The sequence below is a fragment of the Bradyrhizobium semiaridum genome, from assembly GCF_020329505.1.
In the GTDB taxonomy this organism is placed as follows: Bacteria; Pseudomonadota; Alphaproteobacteria; order Rhizobiales; family Xanthobacteraceae; genus Bradyrhizobium; species Bradyrhizobium semiaridum.
This window is the reverse complement of the sequence record NZ_JAGKJJ010000009.1, coordinates 103,029-121,090: the sequence shown is the minus strand read 5'-3', so window position 1 is coordinate 121,090 and position 18,062 is coordinate 103,029. Positions and strand designations below refer to the sequence as shown.

General features: G+C 65.6%; 11 protein-coding genes. 5 read left to right on the top strand and 6 right to left on the bottom strand.

Features of this window, described 5'->3' with window-relative positions; translation table 11 throughout:
* Nucleotides 1-6 precede the first annotated feature (6 nt).
* Nucleotides 7-747 carry a bestrophin-like domain gene (locus J6500_RS13580; RefSeq protein ID WP_225713204.1) on the bottom strand — a complete coding sequence of 247 codons (741 nt, stop codon included), beginning with the start codon at nucleotides 745-747 and terminating at the stop codon, nucleotides 7-9.
* Between the two features lie 180 nt (nucleotides 748-927).
* Between J6500_RS13580 and J6500_RS13575 the strand changes: the two genes are divergently transcribed.
* Nucleotides 928-1,872, top strand: coding sequence for an ornithine cyclodeaminase family protein (locus J6500_RS13575; protein ID WP_225713203.1), 945 nt, complete (start codon nucleotides 928-930; stop codon nucleotides 1,870-1,872).
* A gap of 142 nt (nucleotides 1,873-2,014) precedes the next feature.
* On the opposite strand, the gene J6500_RS13570 is transcribed toward J6500_RS13575, so the two are convergent.
* From J6500_RS13570 to J6500_RS13560, 3 genes are read right to left on the bottom strand one after another with little or no spacing between them, the layout of a single operon-like run.
* On the bottom strand, nucleotides 2,015-4,273 hold the full coding sequence (locus J6500_RS13570) for a xanthine dehydrogenase family protein molybdopterin-binding subunit (protein WP_225713202.1): 2,259 nt from the start codon (nucleotides 4,271-4,273) through the stop codon (nucleotides 2,015-2,017).
* Nucleotides 4,270-4,752, bottom strand: coding sequence for a (2Fe-2S)-binding protein (locus J6500_RS13565; RefSeq protein WP_225713201.1), 483 nt, complete (start codon nucleotides 4,750-4,752; stop codon nucleotides 4,270-4,272). The genes J6500_RS13570 and J6500_RS13565 overlap by 4 nt, the downstream gene beginning before the upstream one ends.
* Nucleotides 4,753-4,756: 4 nt before the next feature.
* Entirely contained in the window at nucleotides 4,757-5,617 is an 861-nt protein-coding gene (locus tag J6500_RS13560; protein WP_225713284.1) for an FAD binding domain-containing protein, read from the bottom strand.
* Nucleotides 5,618-6,020: 403 nt separating this feature from the next.
* On the opposite strand from J6500_RS13560, the gene J6500_RS13555 reads away from it, so the two are divergent.
* Both J6500_RS13555 and J6500_RS13550 read left to right on the top strand, forming a co-directional pair.
* Nucleotides 6,021-7,631: an ABC transporter substrate-binding protein gene (locus J6500_RS13555; RefSeq protein ID WP_376707797.1), complete on the top strand. Its 1,611-nt coding sequence runs from the start codon at nucleotides 6,021-6,023 to the stop codon at nucleotides 7,629-7,631.
* Between the two features lie 689 nt (nucleotides 7,632-8,320).
* Nucleotides 8,321-11,959, top strand: coding sequence for an AIDA repeat-containing protein (locus J6500_RS13550; protein ID WP_225713200.1), 3,639 nt, complete (start codon nucleotides 8,321-8,323; stop codon nucleotides 11,957-11,959).
* A gap of 151 nt (nucleotides 11,960-12,110) precedes the next feature.
* On the opposite strand, the gene mntR is transcribed toward J6500_RS13550, so the two are convergent.
* A complete protein-coding gene (gene mntR, locus J6500_RS13545; protein ID WP_225713199.1) occupies nucleotides 12,111-12,599 on the bottom strand; it encodes a manganese-binding transcriptional regulator MntR in 489 nt (162 codons plus the stop codon).
* A gap of 438 nt (nucleotides 12,600-13,037) precedes the next feature.
* Between mntR and J6500_RS13540 the strand changes: the two genes are divergently transcribed.
* Complete coding sequence (locus J6500_RS13540) at nucleotides 13,038-15,989, top strand: TonB-dependent receptor domain-containing protein (RefSeq protein WP_225713198.1); 2,952 nt, start codon at nucleotides 13,038-13,040, stop codon at nucleotides 15,987-15,989.
* Between the two features lie 103 nt (nucleotides 15,990-16,092).
* Here the strand turns inward: J6500_RS13540 and J6500_RS13535 are convergent, their stop codons facing one another.
* Nucleotides 16,093-17,028, bottom strand: coding sequence for an IclR family transcriptional regulator domain-containing protein (locus tag J6500_RS13535; protein ID WP_225713197.1), 936 nt, complete (start codon nucleotides 17,026-17,028; stop codon nucleotides 16,093-16,095).
* A gap of 30 nt (nucleotides 17,029-17,058) precedes the next feature.
* Here J6500_RS13535 and J6500_RS13530 point away from each other — a divergent pair, with 30 nt between their 5' ends.
* Nucleotides 17,059-18,048, top strand: a complete 990-nt coding sequence (locus tag J6500_RS13530) for a Bug family tripartite tricarboxylate transporter substrate binding protein (RefSeq protein WP_225713196.1) — start codon at nucleotides 17,059-17,061, stop codon at nucleotides 18,046-18,048.
* Nucleotides 18,049-18,062: the final 14 nt, after the last annotated feature.

Below are 18,062 nucleotides of genomic sequence, written 5' to 3'. Positions count from 1 at the left end.
GCCCGCCTACCGCCTGATCTCCTCCACCGCGCGCACCAAGGGGCGCTCGGAAATCTGGATCGGGCCGGCGAACGGCGTGCTCATTTCGAGGATCAGGTAGATCGCGGCCGCGATCAGGGCTGCCGCGGCGATGGTGGTCGAGACCACCACCGCATTGCGCGGCGCGCGGAAGCCGAGCGTCGCGAACATCAGCGTCAGCCAGCCGACCAGGATGCAGATCAGCGGCGACGGGAACGAGCCGTCGGACTGCTCGACGAAGGTCCAGCGCTGCTGCACCGTCTGCCGATAGAGCGATCGGGCATCGTTCCACAGCGCGAGCTTCTGCTCGTCGTCGAACCGCAGCTCACGCAGGCTGTTGCCGACCTCGTCGAGCAGATGCTCTGATACCTCGCTGGCCCGCGAGATCGGGACATCCTTCAGCACCTGCTCGACATAGGCGAGCAGACGCCGCCGCGGCTCGTCGGCGCTCGGGCCGAGCGGCCGCATGCCGCGGTCGAGCAGGATGAGGTCGGTTGCGAAGACGTGCAGGTTGCGGTCGACGGCGACGTAGGTATTGGCCGCATTATTCATCATCAGGCCGAGCAGCAGCGAGGGCATGGTGACGAACAGCGTTGCGACCAGGCGCACGGCGGTGTTGGTCTCGTCGGAGCGATGATGCTCGCCGAGCCGGCCATGGATCGCCATGGTGGCAAGCGCCGCGCCGCTCAGCAGCACGAAAATCAGGAGAGCGACGACGAATGCGACCACGGCCTTGCGGAAACCTGCGCGAGAATCAGGCTGCGAGGATAGCAAGCGGAGCGCGGCGGCGCATGCCTGGTTGACTGGCTCTCCCCAACCGGTATGCATCGCTGGATTTCGGGCGAACAGGCCCGGATGGAGCGCAAGGGCGCTCCGGGACGGGCGCAAGGCGCGCCAGAGGAGGCCAACGTGCATTTCGTCGACGACAGCGAGGTCAACCGCGTCCTGACCTTCCCGATCCTGATCGAGGCGATCGAGGCCGCGCACCAGCGGCCGAAGATCGCGGTACGGGACGGCTATCTCGGCGACGACAGGGGCCAGCAGCTGGTGACGCGCAGCGCGGTCGACGCCGGCCGCTTCATGATGACCAAGCTCTACACCAGCTTCCCGGGCAATCTCGCCGCCGGCAAGCTGCCGGCAGTGCAGGCGGTCTGCGTGCTGTTCGACGGCAATGACGGCCGTCCGCTCGCGGTGATGGACGCCGCCGAGATCACCCACTGGAAGACCGCCGCGGATTCCGCGCTCGGCGCCAAGCATCTCGCCCGCAAGGACGCCGAGACGCTGCTGGTGGTCGGCGCCGGCGAGATGGCGCGCTGGCTGGTGCGCGGCCACCGCACGGTGCGGCCGTCATTGCGGCGGGTGCGGATCTGGAACCGGACGGTCGAGCGCGCGCAGGAGCTGGCGGTGCTGCTGGAGAGCGACGGCATCGCCGCGGAGGCCGTCACCGATCTCGACGCCGCGACCCGCGAGGCCGACATCATCACCACCTGCACCCGCTCGCGCGAGCCGCTGGTCAAGGGCGCTAACCTGAAGCCCGGCACCCATCTCGATCTGGTCGGCGGCTTCACGCCGGAGACCCGCGAGTCCGACGACGAGGCGGCGCGGCGCTCGCGCATCTTCGTCGACCGCCGCGAATCCGCCTTCGACGGCGTCGGCGACATCCTGGCGCCGATCGCCAGCGGCGCGATCAAGGAGAGTGATGTGCTCGGCGACCACTACGATCTTGCGAGCGGCAAGGTTGTGGGCCGGCTGTCGGATCGTGACATCACTTTCTTCAAGAACGCCGGCGGCGGACATCTCGACCTGATGACCTGCGAGACGGTGTTTCGGCAATTGGGGAAGGAGCTCAAGTAAGCTGCCGGCCACCCCGAAGGGCCGTAGCCCGCATGAGCCAACGGGTCGCGCAAACGCGCGCCCGATGACAGGCTCCGCGACATGCGGGACCACTTGCCCCGGATATCGCTCCGCTCATCCGGGCTACGATCGCCTTACCTCCCTACTCCGCGGCCTGCTGCGTCGGGGCATCCAGCGCTTCCGACACTTTCGGCGGCGACATCGGCAGGCTGTAGAAGCGCTTGCCGAGCGCGTTGTTCACGGCGTTGGCGACTGCGGCCATGACAGGCACCAGCGGCACCTCGCCGACGCCCTTGACGCCTTGCGGATGTTTCGGGTTCGGCACCTCGACGAGGGCGCAGTCGATCATCGGCAAATCGGAGCAAACCGGCATGCGATAGTCGAGGAAGCCGGGATTATCGACCTTGCCGTCCTTGTTGTAGATGTACTCCTCGTTCAGCGCCCAGCCGATGCCCTGCGCGACGCCGCCCTGGAGCTGGCCCTCGACATAGCTCGGGTGGATGGCGCGGCCGACGTCCTGCACCGCGGTGTAGCGGATCACCCTGATGATACCGAGGTCGACGTCGACCTCGACGTCGCAGATGTGGGTGCCGAAGCCGCCTTCGGCGCCTTGGGTGTTGAGCTGCACGCTGGCGCCGATCGGGCCGCCCTGCGAGGGCGCCTTCTCCGCGAGATCGGCGAGCGTCAGCGGCTTGAACTCGCCGGCATTCGGGCTCACCGGATGCGCGGCGCCGTCCTCCCATTTCACGGCTTCCGGATCGATCTCCCAGATCTTCGCCGCGCGCTCGCGCAGCGTCGCGATGATCTTGTCGGTGGCCTGGGTCACCACCATCGAGGAAGCGAACAGCACGCGGCTGCCGCCGGTCAGGTTGGAGAAGCCGACCGTCTGGGTATCGCCGATGATCACCGAGACGCGCTTGTAATCGATACCGAGCAGCTCGGCGCAGATGTTGGCGATGCCGGCGCGCGAACCGCCGATATCGGGATGGCCCGTGGTGACGACGACGTTGCCGTCCTCGGTGATGTTGACCTGCGCGGAGGATTCGCCGCCGGCGTTGAACCAGAAGCCCGAGGCCACGCCGCGGCCCTGCAGCTTGCCGAGCGGCGCGGCATAATGCGGATGGTTCTTCGCCGCCTCCAGCGTCTCGATATAGCCGATGCGCGGGAACACCGGGCCGTGCGCCGCCTTGGTGCCCTCCTTCGCCGCGTTCTTCAGGCGCAGCTCCAGCGGGTCCATCTTCAGCGCCTCGGCGAGCTCGTCGAGCACGCACTCCACCGCATAGGCGCCGATCGGCGCGCCCGGCGCGCGATAGGCCGCGACCTTGGAGCGGTTGGAGCAGACGTCAAAGCCTTCCGACAGGATGTGCGGAATGTCGTAGGGCGCAAAGCTGCAGCCGACCGCGCCGCGGATCGGCGAGCCCGGGAACGCGCCGGCCTGCAGATAGAATGCGCCATGCGCAGCGACGATGGTGCCGTCCTTCTTGGCGCCGATCTTCACCGTGCTCTTCGAGCCTGACGTCGGACCGGTGGCCCGCATCACCTCCTCGCGCGTCATCACCATCTTCACCGGGCGGCCGGACTTCTTCGCGAGCAGCGTCGCCAGCGGCTCGAGATAGACGATGGTCTTGCCGCCGAAGCCGCCGCCGATCTCGGCGGGGATGGCGCGGATGTCGCTCTGCGGGATGCCGGTCAGCATCGACGTCATCGCGCGCACCATGAACTGGCCCTGACTCGACGACCAGATCGTGGTCTTGCCGTCGGCCGCGACCGAGATCAGGCAGGCATGCGGCTCGATATAGCCCTGGTGCACCGGGCGCGTGGCGAAGGAACGCTCGATGATGATGTCGGCGTCCTTGAATCCAACAGCGATATCGCCCTTTTTGGATTCGAGCCGGCCCATGATGTTGGAGGGCTTGCCATCGAACTTGTTCCACTCATGCAGGATCGGCGCGCCGTCCTTCAGCGCGTCGTCGATCTCGATCGCCCAGGGCAGCACCTCGTAGTCGACCTCGATCAGCTTGCAGGCTTCGGCCGCGATCGCCTCCGTGGTCGCCGCCACCGCGGCGACGGGGTGGCCGGGGAACAGCGCCTTGTCGCGCGCCATCACGTTGCGGCACATCCAGCGCATGTCCTGGATGCCGAGCATCACGGCACCCTTCTCGATCGGAAAATCGACGATGTCGCGCGCCGTGACGACCGCCTTGACGCCCGGTAGCGCCTCGGCCTTGGCGGTGTTGATCGACTTGATCCGGGCATGCGGATGCGGGCTGCGCAGCACCTTGCCCCAGATCGTGCCGGGCATCGTGGTATCGGCGGCGAAGGCCGCACGGCCCGTCACCTTGTCGACGCCATCGGGCCGGATGGTGCGCTGGCCAATCCACTTGTTGTTGACGACGTTCATCGTGCTGCCTCCCGCATTTCGGCCGCGGTCTCCATCACCGCGCGGACAATCTTGTCGTAACCGGTGCACCGGCAGAGATTGCCGGCGAGCCAGAAGCGGACTTCCTCTTCGGTCGGGTCGGGATTCTTCTTCAAGAGCGCATCGGAGGCGACCAGCATGCCCGAGGTGCAGATGCCGCACTGAAGCGCGGCATGCTCGAGGAATTTCTGCTGCAGCGGATGCAGCTTCTCGCCGGTGGCGAGGCCCTCGATGGTCCTGATCTGATGTCCCTCGGCCTCGGCCGCCAGCATCAGGCAGGAGCAGACCAGGCGATCGTCGAGCGTAATCGAGCAGGCGCCGCAATCGCCGGACGAGCAGCCTTCCTTGGAGCCGGTGAGGCCGAGCTGCCCGCGCAGCGCATCGAGCATGGTCTCGTACGGCTCGCACAGGAACTCCATCGGCTCGCCGTTGACAGTGGTGGTGACGTGCAGTTTCCCCATGATGTCAATGTCCTCCGGCGCGCTTGGCGGCGATCGCGGCCGTGCGCTTGAGCAGCACCCCGGCCGTCTTGATACGGTAGGCAACGGTGCCGCGCTTGTCGTCGATCGGACGGCAAGCGGCGCGGCAGGCCGCGGCGGCAGCTTCCAGCGCAGCGTCGTCGAGCCTCGACCCGATCAACGCCTGCCCTGCCGGTTCGACCAGCAGAGCGGTCGGCGCCACCGCACCGAGGCCGACGCGGGCCGCGGTGCAGACGCCGTCCTTCAGCGTCAGGCTGACGCCGATGCCGACCACCGCGATGTCCATCTCGGTGCGCGGGATCATCCGCAAATAGGCGTCGCCCGATCCTGCGGGCCGCGGCGGCAATGTGAAGCTGACGAGGATTTCGCCGCTCTTGAGGTTGGTGCGGCCCGGTCCGGCCGGCACGTCCTCGACCTTGATCTCGCGGCGGCCGCTCGGGCCCTGCACGGTGACGACGGCGCCGGCCGCGATCATCGCGGGCACGCTGTCGCCGGCCGGCGAGCCGTTGCAGAGATTGCCGCCGGCGGAGGCCCGCCCCTGCACCTGCTTGGAGCCGATCAAATTGACGGCCTCGAGCACGCCGGGCCAGACCTTGCCGAAGCGCGGATGCTCCGACAGTTCCATGCCGGAGACGGCGGCACCGACGCGGAAACCGCCGTCGGCGGTTTCGGTGATCTCGGTCATCTCGCCGATCTTCTTGATGTCGACGATCAATCCCGGCCGCACCAGGCCGGAGCGCATTTGCACCAATAGATCGGTACCCCCTGCCATAATACGGGCGGCACCTCCGGCGGCAGCGAATGCGCCAATCGCTTCATCAAGCGAGCGCGGTGCTACGTATCGGATATCGGTCATGTCGGTCTTAGAATCTCCCTCGCCTGCGCTTGCCCTTATGATGCTGGTTTGCCTTATGATTGGGCTGCAGGGGCGGTAGCCTACACGGCGCGGCAGGGTCCGAACAGCCTGTCAGCTGCGATGGAAAGCGCAGGCTCCTATGCACGATGCGGCCTTGTGCGGTGCGGGCGGCGGCGGGCGCCGCGGTCATGGATCTTTCACATCGTGAAAGCAGCAGCGGGGTCCGCTGCCGTTATTTAGTTGTGCAAGCGGCGCCGTACACCTTGCTGCTCTGCCGCGAATGCTTGGGTGGCATCAACCTTGCTTGCGTTGCCTGCCGGAATGGTGAAGCATGTGACGTCGCAGCGGCAGCGATGCCGGTCGGCCCGACGAATGCGTATCAGGGAGAGAGCGAATGCCCCCACTTTCGCGCCGGACCCTCCTCAAGCTAGCCGCCAGCGCACCGCCGGCAATGGCTGCGCCGGCCTTCCTGACGCGGCGCGCCGTTGCGGCGGGCAAGGGCAAGACCATCACCGCGGTGATGCACTCCGACTTGCGCATCACCGATCCCGGTTTCACCACGGCCTATATCACCCGCGACCACGGCTACATGGTCTGCGACACGCTGCTCGGCATCGATGCCAGCTTCAAGGTCCGGCCGCAGATGGCGGAATGGACGGTCTCCGACGACAAGCTGATCTACACCTTCACGCTGCGCGACGGATTGAAATGGCATGACGGCGCGCCGGTGACGGCGGAGGACTGCGTCGCCTCGCTGAAGCGCTGGGCCACCGTCGACGGCATGGCGCAGAAGCTGATGGATTTCACCGCGAGCCTCGAGGCGAGCGGACCGAAGGACATCGTGCTGAAGCTCAAGGAGCCCTACGGCCTGGTGCTGGAGACGATCTCGAAACCGTCGTCCTATGTCGCGTTCATGATGCCGAAGCGGCTGGCGGAAACGCCGGCCGGCAAGCAGATCCCCGAGCAGATCGGCTCAGGCCCGTTCAAGTTCGTGCAGGGCGAATTTCAGCCCGGCGTGAAGGCGGTCTATGTTCGCAACGCCGACTATTTGCCGCGCAAGGAGAAGCCGGAATGGACCTCCGGCGGCAAGGTCGCGAAGGTCGATCGCGTCGAGTGGGTCACGATGCCGGACCCGCAGACCGCAATCAACGCGCTGCAATCCGGCGACATCGATTTCCTGGAACAGCCGTCGATCGACCTGTTGCCGGTGCTGGAGGCCAATTCCGATCTCAGCGTGGCCGTGCTGAACAAGTTCGGTTTCCAGATCAACGGCCGGATGAACTTCCTGTACCCGCCGTTCGACAACGTGAAGGTCCGCCGTGCCGCGCTGCTGGCGCTGAACCAGAAGGACGTGCTCGACGCCACCGTCGGCAATTCCAAATATTACGAAATCTGCGGCGCCTATTTCGCCTGCGACACGCCGCTCGCCAGCGACGCCGGCGCCGGGACGCTGATCAAGGGCAATGGCATGGCCGAGGCCAAGAAGGCCTTGGCGGAGTCAGGCTATGACGGAACGCCGGTCGTGATCATGGTACCCGGCGACGTCCAGACGCTGAAGGGGCCGCCGATCGTGGTGGCGCAGCGCCTGCGCGAGGCCGGCTTCAACGTCGACGCGCAAGCGACCGACTGGCAGACCGTGGTGAGCCGCCGCGCCAGCCAGAAGCCGCCGAAGGACGGCGGCTGGAACATGTTCTTCACCTTCACCGGCGCCACCGAGGTGATCAATCCGATCGTCAACAACCAGATCGCGGCGAACGGCAAGCGCGCCTGGTTCGGCTGGCCGGATGACGCCAAGCTCGAGGAGATGCGCGACGCCTATGCCCGCGCAACCTCCACTGAGGAGCAGAAGAAGCTCGCGCTCGAGATCCAGAAGCGCGCCTATGAACAGGTGGTCTACATCCCACTCGGCCAGTTCCGGCTGCCGAGCGCCTGGCGCAAATCGCTGAGCGGCGTGCTGGAAGGGCCGGCGCCGCCGGTGTTCTGGAACGTCGACAAGAGCGAGTGAAATCGGCGGCGCGATCGCTCGCGCCGTAAATTCGGTTCGCCTCTCCCGCTTGCGGGGGAGGCCGGATCGCATCGCAGATGCGATCCGGGTGGGGGCTATTTCCACAGTATGATTCGTGGAGAGACCCCCACCCCACCCCTCCCGCGCAAGCGGGAGAGGGAGCCGTCCGCCGATGCTGGCCCACCAGAGTTTCATATGCGATTGCCCTGCCCGCAAGCGGGAGCGCACTTGCAGCGCGGCGATTGCCCAGCGCCTATCACAGCCTCACGGCCCGTTGGTGCCGCGCGCGGCCTTTGGCGCTTCGTCCTTCAATCTCTCCAGCGCGCCAGGCATCATCTGTCCGAACATCGAGCGACGTTGCGGCAAGCATTGCTACAGGCCCGGAGCCATCAAGCGACGGATCGGTGCGAAGCATGGGCCTGCTCGCATGCTTCAAATGCCGTGAGCATATCAGCTTCGCGGCTACCGCAGTTCTTCGGTCACGCTGTTGATAAATTCAACGAACAATATGCGTGCGTATACACGTCACGACTCTTACAGGAGGGACCGCGCGAGCATCCGCTCAAAACTTCTTAAACGATGACTTGACAGACATTTTCAGACATCGCAGTTTTAGGTTGAATAGCCCGCGAATGTTTTTGCTTTTCCGTTTGGTTTGATCTTCCAGGCACCGAACGAGGAGCATTCAGATGACGGCTATTCCTCCCGCCAACGGCGTTACGCTGCGCGACGGCGACACGATGGATGTCACCGGTGGCGCGTCCGTCGATAGGACGTGGATCCTGACCGGTGGGCTGCAGACAGTCGGCGGATCTTCCACGACAAGCACGGCAACCAACACCACCATCTTTGGCGGAGAGCAGGACGTCATCTCAAATGGCGTCGCCAGCTATACAAGCATCAGCGCGGGCGGCGTCCAGCGTGTCACCGGCGAATTTGTCCACGAAGGTCCAACGCCCGGCACGGTCGATCACACCTCGATCGAGCGCGACGGCGAGCAGGACATCGATGGCGGCATCGCAACGGCGACGACGGTCAATTCAGGCGCCGTGCAGAACGTGACGAATGGCGGCAGCGCCAGCGGCACGGTCGTCCTTGCCGGCGGTATTCTCAGGGTTTCGGGTGAGACCGTCGAAACCGCGCCGGTATTTCCGGAGCCGGTGATCCGAAGCGTCGCGACCGGTGCAACCATCAACTACCAGGGTGAATTCGACGTCAGCGGCGGCGGGACCGCGGTGAACGCGATCGTTCATGGCGGCACCATGACCGTCTCGGGATCGATCCCGGATCCGTTCGCCGAGGTCCCCGGCCAGCCGGCCGTCGACGCCAGCATGGCGACCGGCACCACCGTCGAAAATGGTGGAACCCTGACGGTCTCGGATGGAGCATTGGTATCCGGCACCATCCTGCAAGAGTTCGGCAGGTTGAATGTCGATGCAGGCGGCACGGCAACCGGAACGACCATCAATGGTTACGCGACGATGGAACTGTCCGCCGGCGCGACAGCGGCCAACACGACCGTCAATCAAGGCGGCACGTTGATCGTGCTTGGTAACGCCGATTTCTCGGGGACGACATTCAACGCCGGCAGCGCTCTCGAGATCGGCGACGGCACGATCGAAAACGGATTTACTGTCGCGAACAGTTCGGCGCTCTACGTTTTGGACGGTGGCATCCTCAATGACGGTGTTGTCGCCGCAGGCGGAACGCTCGTCGCTCAAGCCGGCGCGACCCTTTCCCATACGACCTTCGAAAGTGGCGCGACGTTCATCATCGACTACGGCTATACAGAAGACGGCTTCACCGTGGCTGACGGCGTGCAGTTCAGGCTGAGCGGCGGCACGGCCACGAACACGACGATATCGACGGGCGGCAAGCAGGTCGTAGGCGGCGACTTCGGCGACGGAGGCACTGCCAGCAACACCGTCATCAATGGCGGTGAACAGGACGTCGGGCTCCTCGCCACCGCGAGCTACACCACGATCAATGCGGGCGGCGTCCAGCATGTTGCCGGCGTTTACGTACATGATCTGCCGGGTCCAGGTGAGGCCGATCACACGATCATCAACAATGGCGGCGAGCAGGACGCCGATGGCGGCATCGTCACGGCGACCACCGTCAACGCAGGCGGTGTCCAAAATCTTACCAATGGCGGCACCGCGCACGGCACCATTGTTGAATCCGGTGGCATCATCAACGCTTCGGGAGTGACGATCTACTATCCTCCGGGAGGCCCATACGGCCAGGTCATCAGAAGCACGGTTGATTCAGCCGTTGTCGGCAGCGGCGGCGAATTGCACCTGTCCGGGGCCGGGGTCGCCACCAACGTCACCATCAACGGCGGCGTGATGACGGTTTCGGGATCAATTCCGGATCCCACCGGCGACCCGAACGCACCGGCGGTCGATGCCAGCGCGGCGAGCGGAACAATCCTCAATTCCGGCAGCATCTCCGTCTCGGACGACGGTATCGTTAATTCGACGACGCTGAACGGCGGCACGCTCGACGTGCTCGACCAAGGCACCGCGGACGCGTCGATCATCCATCCTGGCGCCACGGAGCTCGTCGAAGCCGGCGGCACTGCCGGCGCCACCACGATCGCCGGCGGCACGCTCGATCTCAAGGCGGGCGCGATCTCCGACGACACGATCACCTTCTCCGGCCAGGGCACGCTCAAGATCGAGCAGCAGCTGGCTTCAGGCTCATCGACCTTTGCAAGCCAGATCGCAGGCATCACGCTCGGCGACCAGATCGATCTTTCCGGCCTGTCCTACACGAGCAGCGCAACGGCGACGCTCTCCGGCTCGACGCTCACGGTCAGCAACGGCACGGCCAGCGAGACCTTCAACCTGGCGGACACGTCGGTCACCGGTTTCGGCATCGCGAAAGACAGCTCCGGCGGCATCCTGCTGACGGCCGCGGCGTTGCCGACTATCACCGGAACCGTGTCGAGACAAACGACCAGCAACGAAGCCGCGATCAATCCGTTCGCCACCGTCACGATCACCGATCCGAATGCAGCCGCAACGGATAGTCTCATCATCACGCTGGCAGGCGCGGACGGCATCCTGTCCGGGGCAGGCTTGACTGCGCTCGGCAACGGAACCTACGAGCTGGCGGCGACCAGCGCGACCAACCTGACCGCCGAGTTGCACGCCCTCACCTTCGTGGCCGCGCCGCACGGCGACGGCAGCGTAACGACCACGTTCACGCTGACCGACACAAGCAGCGCCGGCCTGACCGTCAGCGACGCCAACACCTCGGTCATCGACACGCATCAATCCGCTCCCACGCCGATCGACGGTCCGGCATCCGGCTATGCGACCATCGAAGGCACGACGGGCAACGACCTCATCCACGCCTACGGCATGTTCAACACCATCCACAGTAATGGCGGCGACGACACGATCTATGCCGGAACGTACGGCACAGTCGACGTATCGAGTGGCGACAACACCGTTCATCTGGAGGGGATCGTCAACCACGTCACCGGCGGCGACGGCAACAACACGGTGACGGGATCGACCGGCGCCACCACGATTGCGCTCGGCAATGGCAACGACACCATCGACGCTGGCGGATATGGCAACATCATCACGCTCGGCAACGGCAGCAATATTGTCCATCCCGGCGACGGCGCGAGCCGGATAACGGCCGGCGACGGCAACGACAAGGTGACGCTCTCCGGATATGGCAACACGGTCACGCTCGGGCATGGCGACGATGTCGTCTCGGGCGGAGACGGCACCAATACCGTCACGCTCGGCGACGGCGACAACACCGTCGATCTCGGCGGGACGGGAAACCAGATCACGGTCGGCTCGGGAACGAACACGATTGCGGCCGGCAGCGGACTGGCCACCATCGTTGCCGGCGCGGGCCACGATACGATCACGCTTGGCGGCGTCGCCAATCACGTGGTGCTCAACGGCGCCGAGGCGGAGGTGACGAACCAGGTCGGCCAAGACGTCATCACGGTCAATGGCGGATCGGACCAGTTCAACTTTTCCGGGTTCGACAATCACGTGATCATCAATGGTGCGGCCCATGTCAGCATCAACGATCACGGCACCGGCCTGACCGTCTCGATCAACTCCAGCAACCAGATCGATACGATCTCTGGATTTGGCAATGACCCGAACGGCGTCGTCGAGCTTGCGAGCGGCATCGGCAACTACCACTCCGTCGCCGACATCATGAGCGCGCTCACGAGCGACGGGCACGGCGGGACTCTGCTCGCGCTGGGCAGCGGCCCGAGCGCGGGGTCAGTCGATTTCGTCGACACCGCGATCGCCCAATTGCACGCGTCGAACTTTCTGCTCGTGTAAGACCGTACGCCGGTAGAACTGCAAGCGCTGCATCGAAGCGGAATGAAATCAGGCTGAGACATCACAGGTGCACCTCTCCCCGACGGGGAGAGGTGAACCGAGATCGCGCCGATTCTGTCGGGCGCTGTCGGGCGCCGCAAGCGCGGATTGATCAGCCGGCCTTCCTGACCCGCGATCCCCTGAGGAAATCCGAGAACGCCTTCAGCGTCGATTCGGAGACATGATGCTCGATGCCTTCGGCATCGGCCTCCGCCGCCTCGCGCGGCACGCCGAGCGCGAGCAGCACTTCGAGCACGAGACGGTGGCGTGCGCGCACCCGCCGTGCCAACGCCTCGCCCTTCTCGGTCAGGAAGATGCCGCGGTAGGGGCGCGCGGTGGCGAGATTCTCGCGCTTCAGCCGCGCGATCGTGTTGATGGCGGTGGGGTGCGACACGCCGAGCCTGCGCGCGATGTCGGTGGCGCGCGCCTCGCCGGTCGATTCGATCAGATCGGCGATCAGCTCGACATAATCCTCCAGGATCGCCGTCGAGCGCGCCGAGCGGGCCTTGCCAAACCGCCGCGCCTGCGCCTGCTCGGTCGGGAGAGCATGCAGCTTGGGCTGGCGCAACGCCTTCCGGCCTGTCGGAGAATCCGCGTTCATGACCGGCCGACCATGAGCCCGTCATCCCGACATTGCAAGAACGGGATCGCCCTGTCGCCTTCCTGCAACAGCTTCGCAATTGCATCAAGCCCCGCCTTGACTTTGTAGCCTCGGCTTTGCAGTTGTAGTATACGCTACATGTTAGTGTATTTGCTATGGATACCGCTGGGCGTACCGGAGGCCGGAATGCGTGGTTGCGTGGGTCGTTCGGCGCTGCTGGGGTCGACGTCAGTCGCCTTGATCTGCCTGCACGGGATCGCGGCGGCACAGCAGGCGGCGCCCGCGCCAACCGGCAATCCGGCCACCCCGCCCGCGGCTCAGGCCCAGCCGGCCGCCGCTCCTGCAACGCCGAACCCGCAAGCGTCCCCCGCACCGGCGCCCGCTGTACCCGATGCGCCGGCACCCGCATCCGCAGCGCGGCCGCCGGCCGCGGCACCCATGCAGGGAGCCCGGCCGACCGAGATCGAGCTTCCCGAGGTGACGGTCGAGGGGCGGCAGCCGAAGGCGGCGCGCCGCACCGCGCGCAACGCACCGGCCGGACGCCCGGCAGCGCGCACAACGCCCGCGCCGGCAACCGCAGCAACGACGCCGCCACCGGCAACCGCGTCCAATGCCCCGCCTTTCGCGCCGTCGGCGCTGAGTGGAAACCAGATCCAGTCGAGCACGAGCACGAGCTTCGGCAATTTGTTCTTCACCGCCCCCGGCGCCACCTCGGCCGGCCTTTCAACCCAGTCCGCGCGCCCGGTGCTGCGCGGCCTGTCCGACGCCAAGGTCAGGATTCAGGAAAACGGCGTCGGCAGCGTCGATGTCTCCGACATCGCGCAGGATCACGGCGTGCCGCTCGACCCGCTGGCGCTGCAGAAGACCGAAATCTTCCGCGGACCGGGTGCGCTGCGGTTCGGCTCGCAAGCGGTCGGCGGCATCGTCGATGTCACCAACAACCGGATTCCGACCGCCGCGCCGCCCGGCGGCATGGCGGCGGAGTTGCGCTCTGCCGTCACGTCCGGCGACAGCGGCTGGGAGAGCGGCCTGCTGCTCGATGCCGGCGCCGGCAACGCCGCCGTGCACGCCGACGTCTACAGCCGCGGCGCGCAGGACTACCGGATTCCGAGCTATCCCTACCTCGTGCCGCCGAGCCCGGCGCCGGCGTTCGACGGGCGGCAGCCGAACTCGGCGATGCGGGCCGCGGGCGCCGCGATCGGCGGCTCCTATCTGTTCGACGGCGGCTATGCCGGCCTGTCGATCTCGCGCTTCACCAGCGACTACCACGTGCCCGGCATCGCCTCCGCCGAGAGCCAGCAGCACAACGACCTCGAGCAGACCAAGATCATGAGCAAGGGCGAGTATCGCCCCGACGCCGTCGCGATCGCCGCGGTGCGCTATTGGCTCGGCTATTCGGACTATCGCCACGACGAGATCGATCTCAACCAGACCAATTTTGGAAATTTCCAGACCATCGGCGCGACGTTCAAGAACCGGCAGACCGAGGGCAAGATCGAGGTCGAAGGCCAGCCCATCGCGACGCCGCTCGGCGCCCTGACCAGCATCGTCGGCGTGCAGGGCGCCCACCAGCGCCTCGACACGCTCGGCCAGGCGATCCTGCTGCCGGCGCAGACCACGACCGCGGCCGGCTACCTCTTCGAGGAAATGCGGCACACCGACACGCTGCGGACCCAGTTCGCCGCCCGCGTCGAATCCGTCGACGTCGCCGGCACCTCGTTCGGATTTCCGTCGAGCTATCTGCCGCCGCCGGCCGTTGTGCCGAGTTCGCCGTCGCGCTCCGACTTCCTGCCGACCAGCCTGAGCTTCGGCGTGATCAAGGACCTGCCTTCCTATCTGCAGGCCAGCCTGACGCTGCAGCGGATCCAGCGCGCGCCGCGCGCGCTCGAACTGTTCGCCAGCGGCCCCGACGATTCCGAGAAGACCTTCAAGATCGGCAACCCCGACCTGACGCTGGAGACCGCGAACACCGCCGAGATAGGCCTGAAGCGGACGCGCGGCGATTTCCGGTTCGATGCCAACGTCTATTACACCCGCTACGACAAGTTCATCTTCGGCCAGGCCACGGGCAATTTGTGCGGGCCGACCTTTGCGACCTGCGTCGCGGGCGGCACCGGCGACTACATCCAGGTCGCCTACTCGCAGCGCGATGCGATCTTCCGCGGCGGCGAATTGTCGTGGCAGTGGGACGTCGCGCCGCTCTCCGGCGGGCTGTTCGGCATCGACGGCCAGTTCGACATGGTGCGCGCCACCTTCACCGACGGCAGCAACGTGCCGCGCATCCCGGCGATGCGGCTCGGCGGCGGCGTCTACTGGCGCAGCGACGCGTGGTACGCGCGGCTAAACCTGCTGCACGCGTTCAAGCAGAACGATTTTGCCCGGTTCGATACGCCGACCGACGGCTACAATCTGCTCAAGCTGCAGATCGAGCACCGGCAGCGGTGGACGGATTCACCGTGGGGCGCGGTCGAGCTGGCGACCGGCGTGATCGGGGACAATCTGCTCAACGCCGACGTCCGCAACTCCGTCCAGTTCCACAAGGACGAGATCCTGCAGCCGGGCCGGACCTTCAAGCTGTTCCTCAATGTCAGATACGGCGCCGACGCGCCCGCCAACACGGCGATCGGCGCGGTGCGCGGACAGGACACCCCGCCGACCTTTCGCAAGGCGCCTTCCGCCGCCGCATGGGACTGGAGCGGCTTCTATGCCGGCGGCAATGCCGGATATGCCTGGGGCACGGCGAAGACGTATGCCGGATTCATCGACAATGCGAGCCAGACGCCGCTTGACGGCGATCGTCCAAGTGCGGCGCTCGATCATGCCGGCCTCGGCATCCAGGCCGGTTACAACTGGACGATGGGACGGATGGTGGCGGGCATCGAGGGCGACGTCGTCTACGGCAACCAGCGCGGCCGGTCGTCGAGCAGTTGTCCCACCGCAGCCTGCAATCCGGCGCTGCTGCCGCTCGACGCTCCGATGTCGGCCGACCTCAACTATCGGCTGGACTGGATGGCCTCGCTGCGCGGCCGCGTCGGCGTCGCCGTCACGCCCGAGACGCTGGCCTATGTCACCGCCGGCGTCCCGTTCGGGACCGTCAGTTCGTCGGGAACGGTGTCGGGCTTCACGACATCAGGTGCAGCCATCACGACTCCCTTCAAGGTCGACACGTTCCGCTTCGGCTGGGCCGTCGGCGCCGGACTGGAAAGCCGGCTGTTCGGCAACTGGACTGGCCGGATCGAGTACCTCCACTCCGACCTCGGCTCGTTCCGCGCCACGCCGAATCCCGCCGCCGGCATGGCGACGGTCTTCGATTCCGACGCGCAGGTGCGAACCGATGCGGTCCGCGTCGGGGTGAACTACAGGTTCGGCGCGCATATCCCAAAAGACTAGGCCGCGTACTCATAAATCAACCGCGTGAATCGATGTCCGTTGTCTCCAATAGGGTCGCGAAGGCGGATGTTGTCGGACTTCCGAGAAGGGCCAAAGGCCGCCCTCAGCGCGCTCGGCGACCTCGCACCGAACTGACAATTTCCGATGCAGCGTCCTGAAGTTCTTCGAGATGCCGAGTGGCGAAGGCCTCCACCGAAAAGGCGGTCCTGAGCCAGACAATGTTGATCGAGCCCAGAACGCGCGCGCCATCGCGCAGGGGAACAGCAATTGAGATCAAGCCGTCCGCGTGCGGCGGCTTGCCATACCAGCCCCCGACATGGGTGGGGTCTCGCGTCGCGTAGCCGCGTGCTCGCACTTCCGCGAGAATCGTATTCAGACGCGCGGGCTCTCGCGCGAGACGATCTTCGGCCTTGTTCGAAGTCCGCAGCATCTCGATGATCTCCTGCCGCTCCTTGGCCGGACAGTAGGCCAGATAGGCTCGTCCAACGCCGGTCAGCAACCAGTTCACCTGCAGACCAACCCTCTCCTCTTGCAACAAGATCGGGCTGCGCGCACGGGTGGTCTCACGGATTTCCATGTGGTCTCCTGCCGGCACCATGAGATCCGAAGGCCACGAAACGCGCCGACACAGCCGCTCGAGGACCGGAGCGGCGGCTTCCGCGATCCGATCGCGACGCTCCCGGCGAGACGGCGCGCGCGAAAGCGTCGCGCCGATGCGGTAACTCCCATCCGCGAGCCGCCGGGTGACCACGCCGGACCGTGCCAGTGTGTTAAGGATGCGGAGCAGACTTGGCTTGGAGATACCAGTGAAGACGTAAAGCTGATGCAGCGAGGAATCGGGCTGCATCTGCAGAGCCTGCAGGACACGAAGGCCCCGCTCCAGGCTCTTGATGATTTTTGGACCCGCCACCGCCATCCTCCGTTCCACAATGTGGAGCGCAGCATTCCACAATGTGAAACATACGTCGATTTTTCTGGCAAATCCAGCCAGCGCGTCCGAAGGTGGCGTGCCTGCAGGTTGCAACTTTGGAATTGCCATTGAAAAACCCAGCGTTTGATGGAGCTTTCCATGAGACCCCACCTGTTTTTCCGCAGCGCCTCATTGTCCGTTGCGACCCTGGCCCTGCTCGCAGCCTCAGCACCACAAGTATCAGCGCAGACCTCGTTTCCAACGGGGACGATTCGTTTCGTGGCGCCGTTCTCGGCCAGTACGCCGCCGGACATCATCAGCCGCATCGTCTCCAAAGAGCTGACGGAAGCCGAAGGCTGGCGCGTCATCGTCGAGAACCGGCCCGGCGGCGTGACCACCATCGCAGCGACCGATGTCCTGACTCAGCCGGCGGATGGCAACAGCCTCTATGCGATGTCGGTGCCGTCGGTTGCAGCACCGTCGCTGGTGCCGAACATCTCGTTTAATCTCGACAAGGATTTCGACCCGGTCATCAAGGCGACAGTCTCTTACAACGTGCTGGTGGTGAACCCCTCGGTGCCGGCCAAGACGGTCGCGGACCTGGTGGCATTGCTGAAGAGCCAGCCCGACAAACTGACGTTCTCGTCCGGCGGCTTCGGCACGCCCGCCCACCTGATCGGCGAACAATTCAAGCAGCAGACCGGCACGCGTGCCCAGCACGTTCCCTATGCGCAATTCCCGCAGGCGATCGGCGATCTGCTCAACGGCACCAACGCCTTCATGTTCATCACCATGTTGCCGGTCGTCGATCTGATCAAGACCGGTAAGCTGCGGGCGCTGGCGGTGACCGGACCGAAGCGTGTGCCGCTTCTTCCTGATGTGCCGACTATCATCGAAGCCGGCTATCCTTCACTGGTGGTCGAGGACTGGACCGGCTTCGCAGTCAAGCATGGCACGCCGAAGGAAACGGTCGTGCGGCTCAACGCTGCCATCAACAAGGTGCTGGAGAAGCCGTCAGCGCGCGAGGCGCTTGCAAAGATCGGCGCCGAACCGGCGGGCGGCACGCCCGAGCAATTCGGCCGGCTGGTCGGCGATCAGGTTTCGCACTGGCACAAGGTCGTCGCCGACGCCGGCATCAAGGTCCAGTAACAGTGACATCAGAT

Coding starts and splice junctions, on each gene's coding strand:
- J6500_RS13570 (WP_225713202.1), bottom strand. CDS start 4,273: ATGAACGTCGTCAACAACAAGTGGATTGGCCAGCGCACCATCCGGCCC.
- J6500_RS13565 (WP_225713201.1), bottom strand. CDS start 4,752: ATGGGGAAACTGCACGTCACCACCACTGTCAACGGCGAGCCGATGGAG.
- J6500_RS13555 (WP_376707797.1), top strand. CDS start 6,021: ATGCCCCCACTTTCGCGCCGGACCCTCCTCAAGCTAGCCGCCAGCGCA.
- J6500_RS13550 (WP_225713200.1), top strand. CDS start 8,321: ATGACGGCTATTCCTCCCGCCAACGGCGTTACGCTGCGCGACGGCGAC.
- mntR (WP_225713199.1), bottom strand. CDS start 12,599: ATGAACGCGGATTCTCCGACAGGCCGGAAGGCGTTGCGCCAGCCCAAG.
- J6500_RS13540 (WP_225713198.1), top strand. CDS start 13,038: ATGCAGGGAGCCCGGCCGACCGAGATCGAGCTTCCCGAGGTGACGGTC.
- J6500_RS13535 (WP_225713197.1), bottom strand. CDS start 17,028: ATGGCAATTCCAAAGTTGCAACCTGCAGGCACGCCACCTTCGGACGCG.
- J6500_RS13530 (WP_225713196.1), top strand. CDS start 17,059: ATGAGACCCCACCTGTTTTTCCGCAGCGCCTCATTGTCCGTTGCGACC.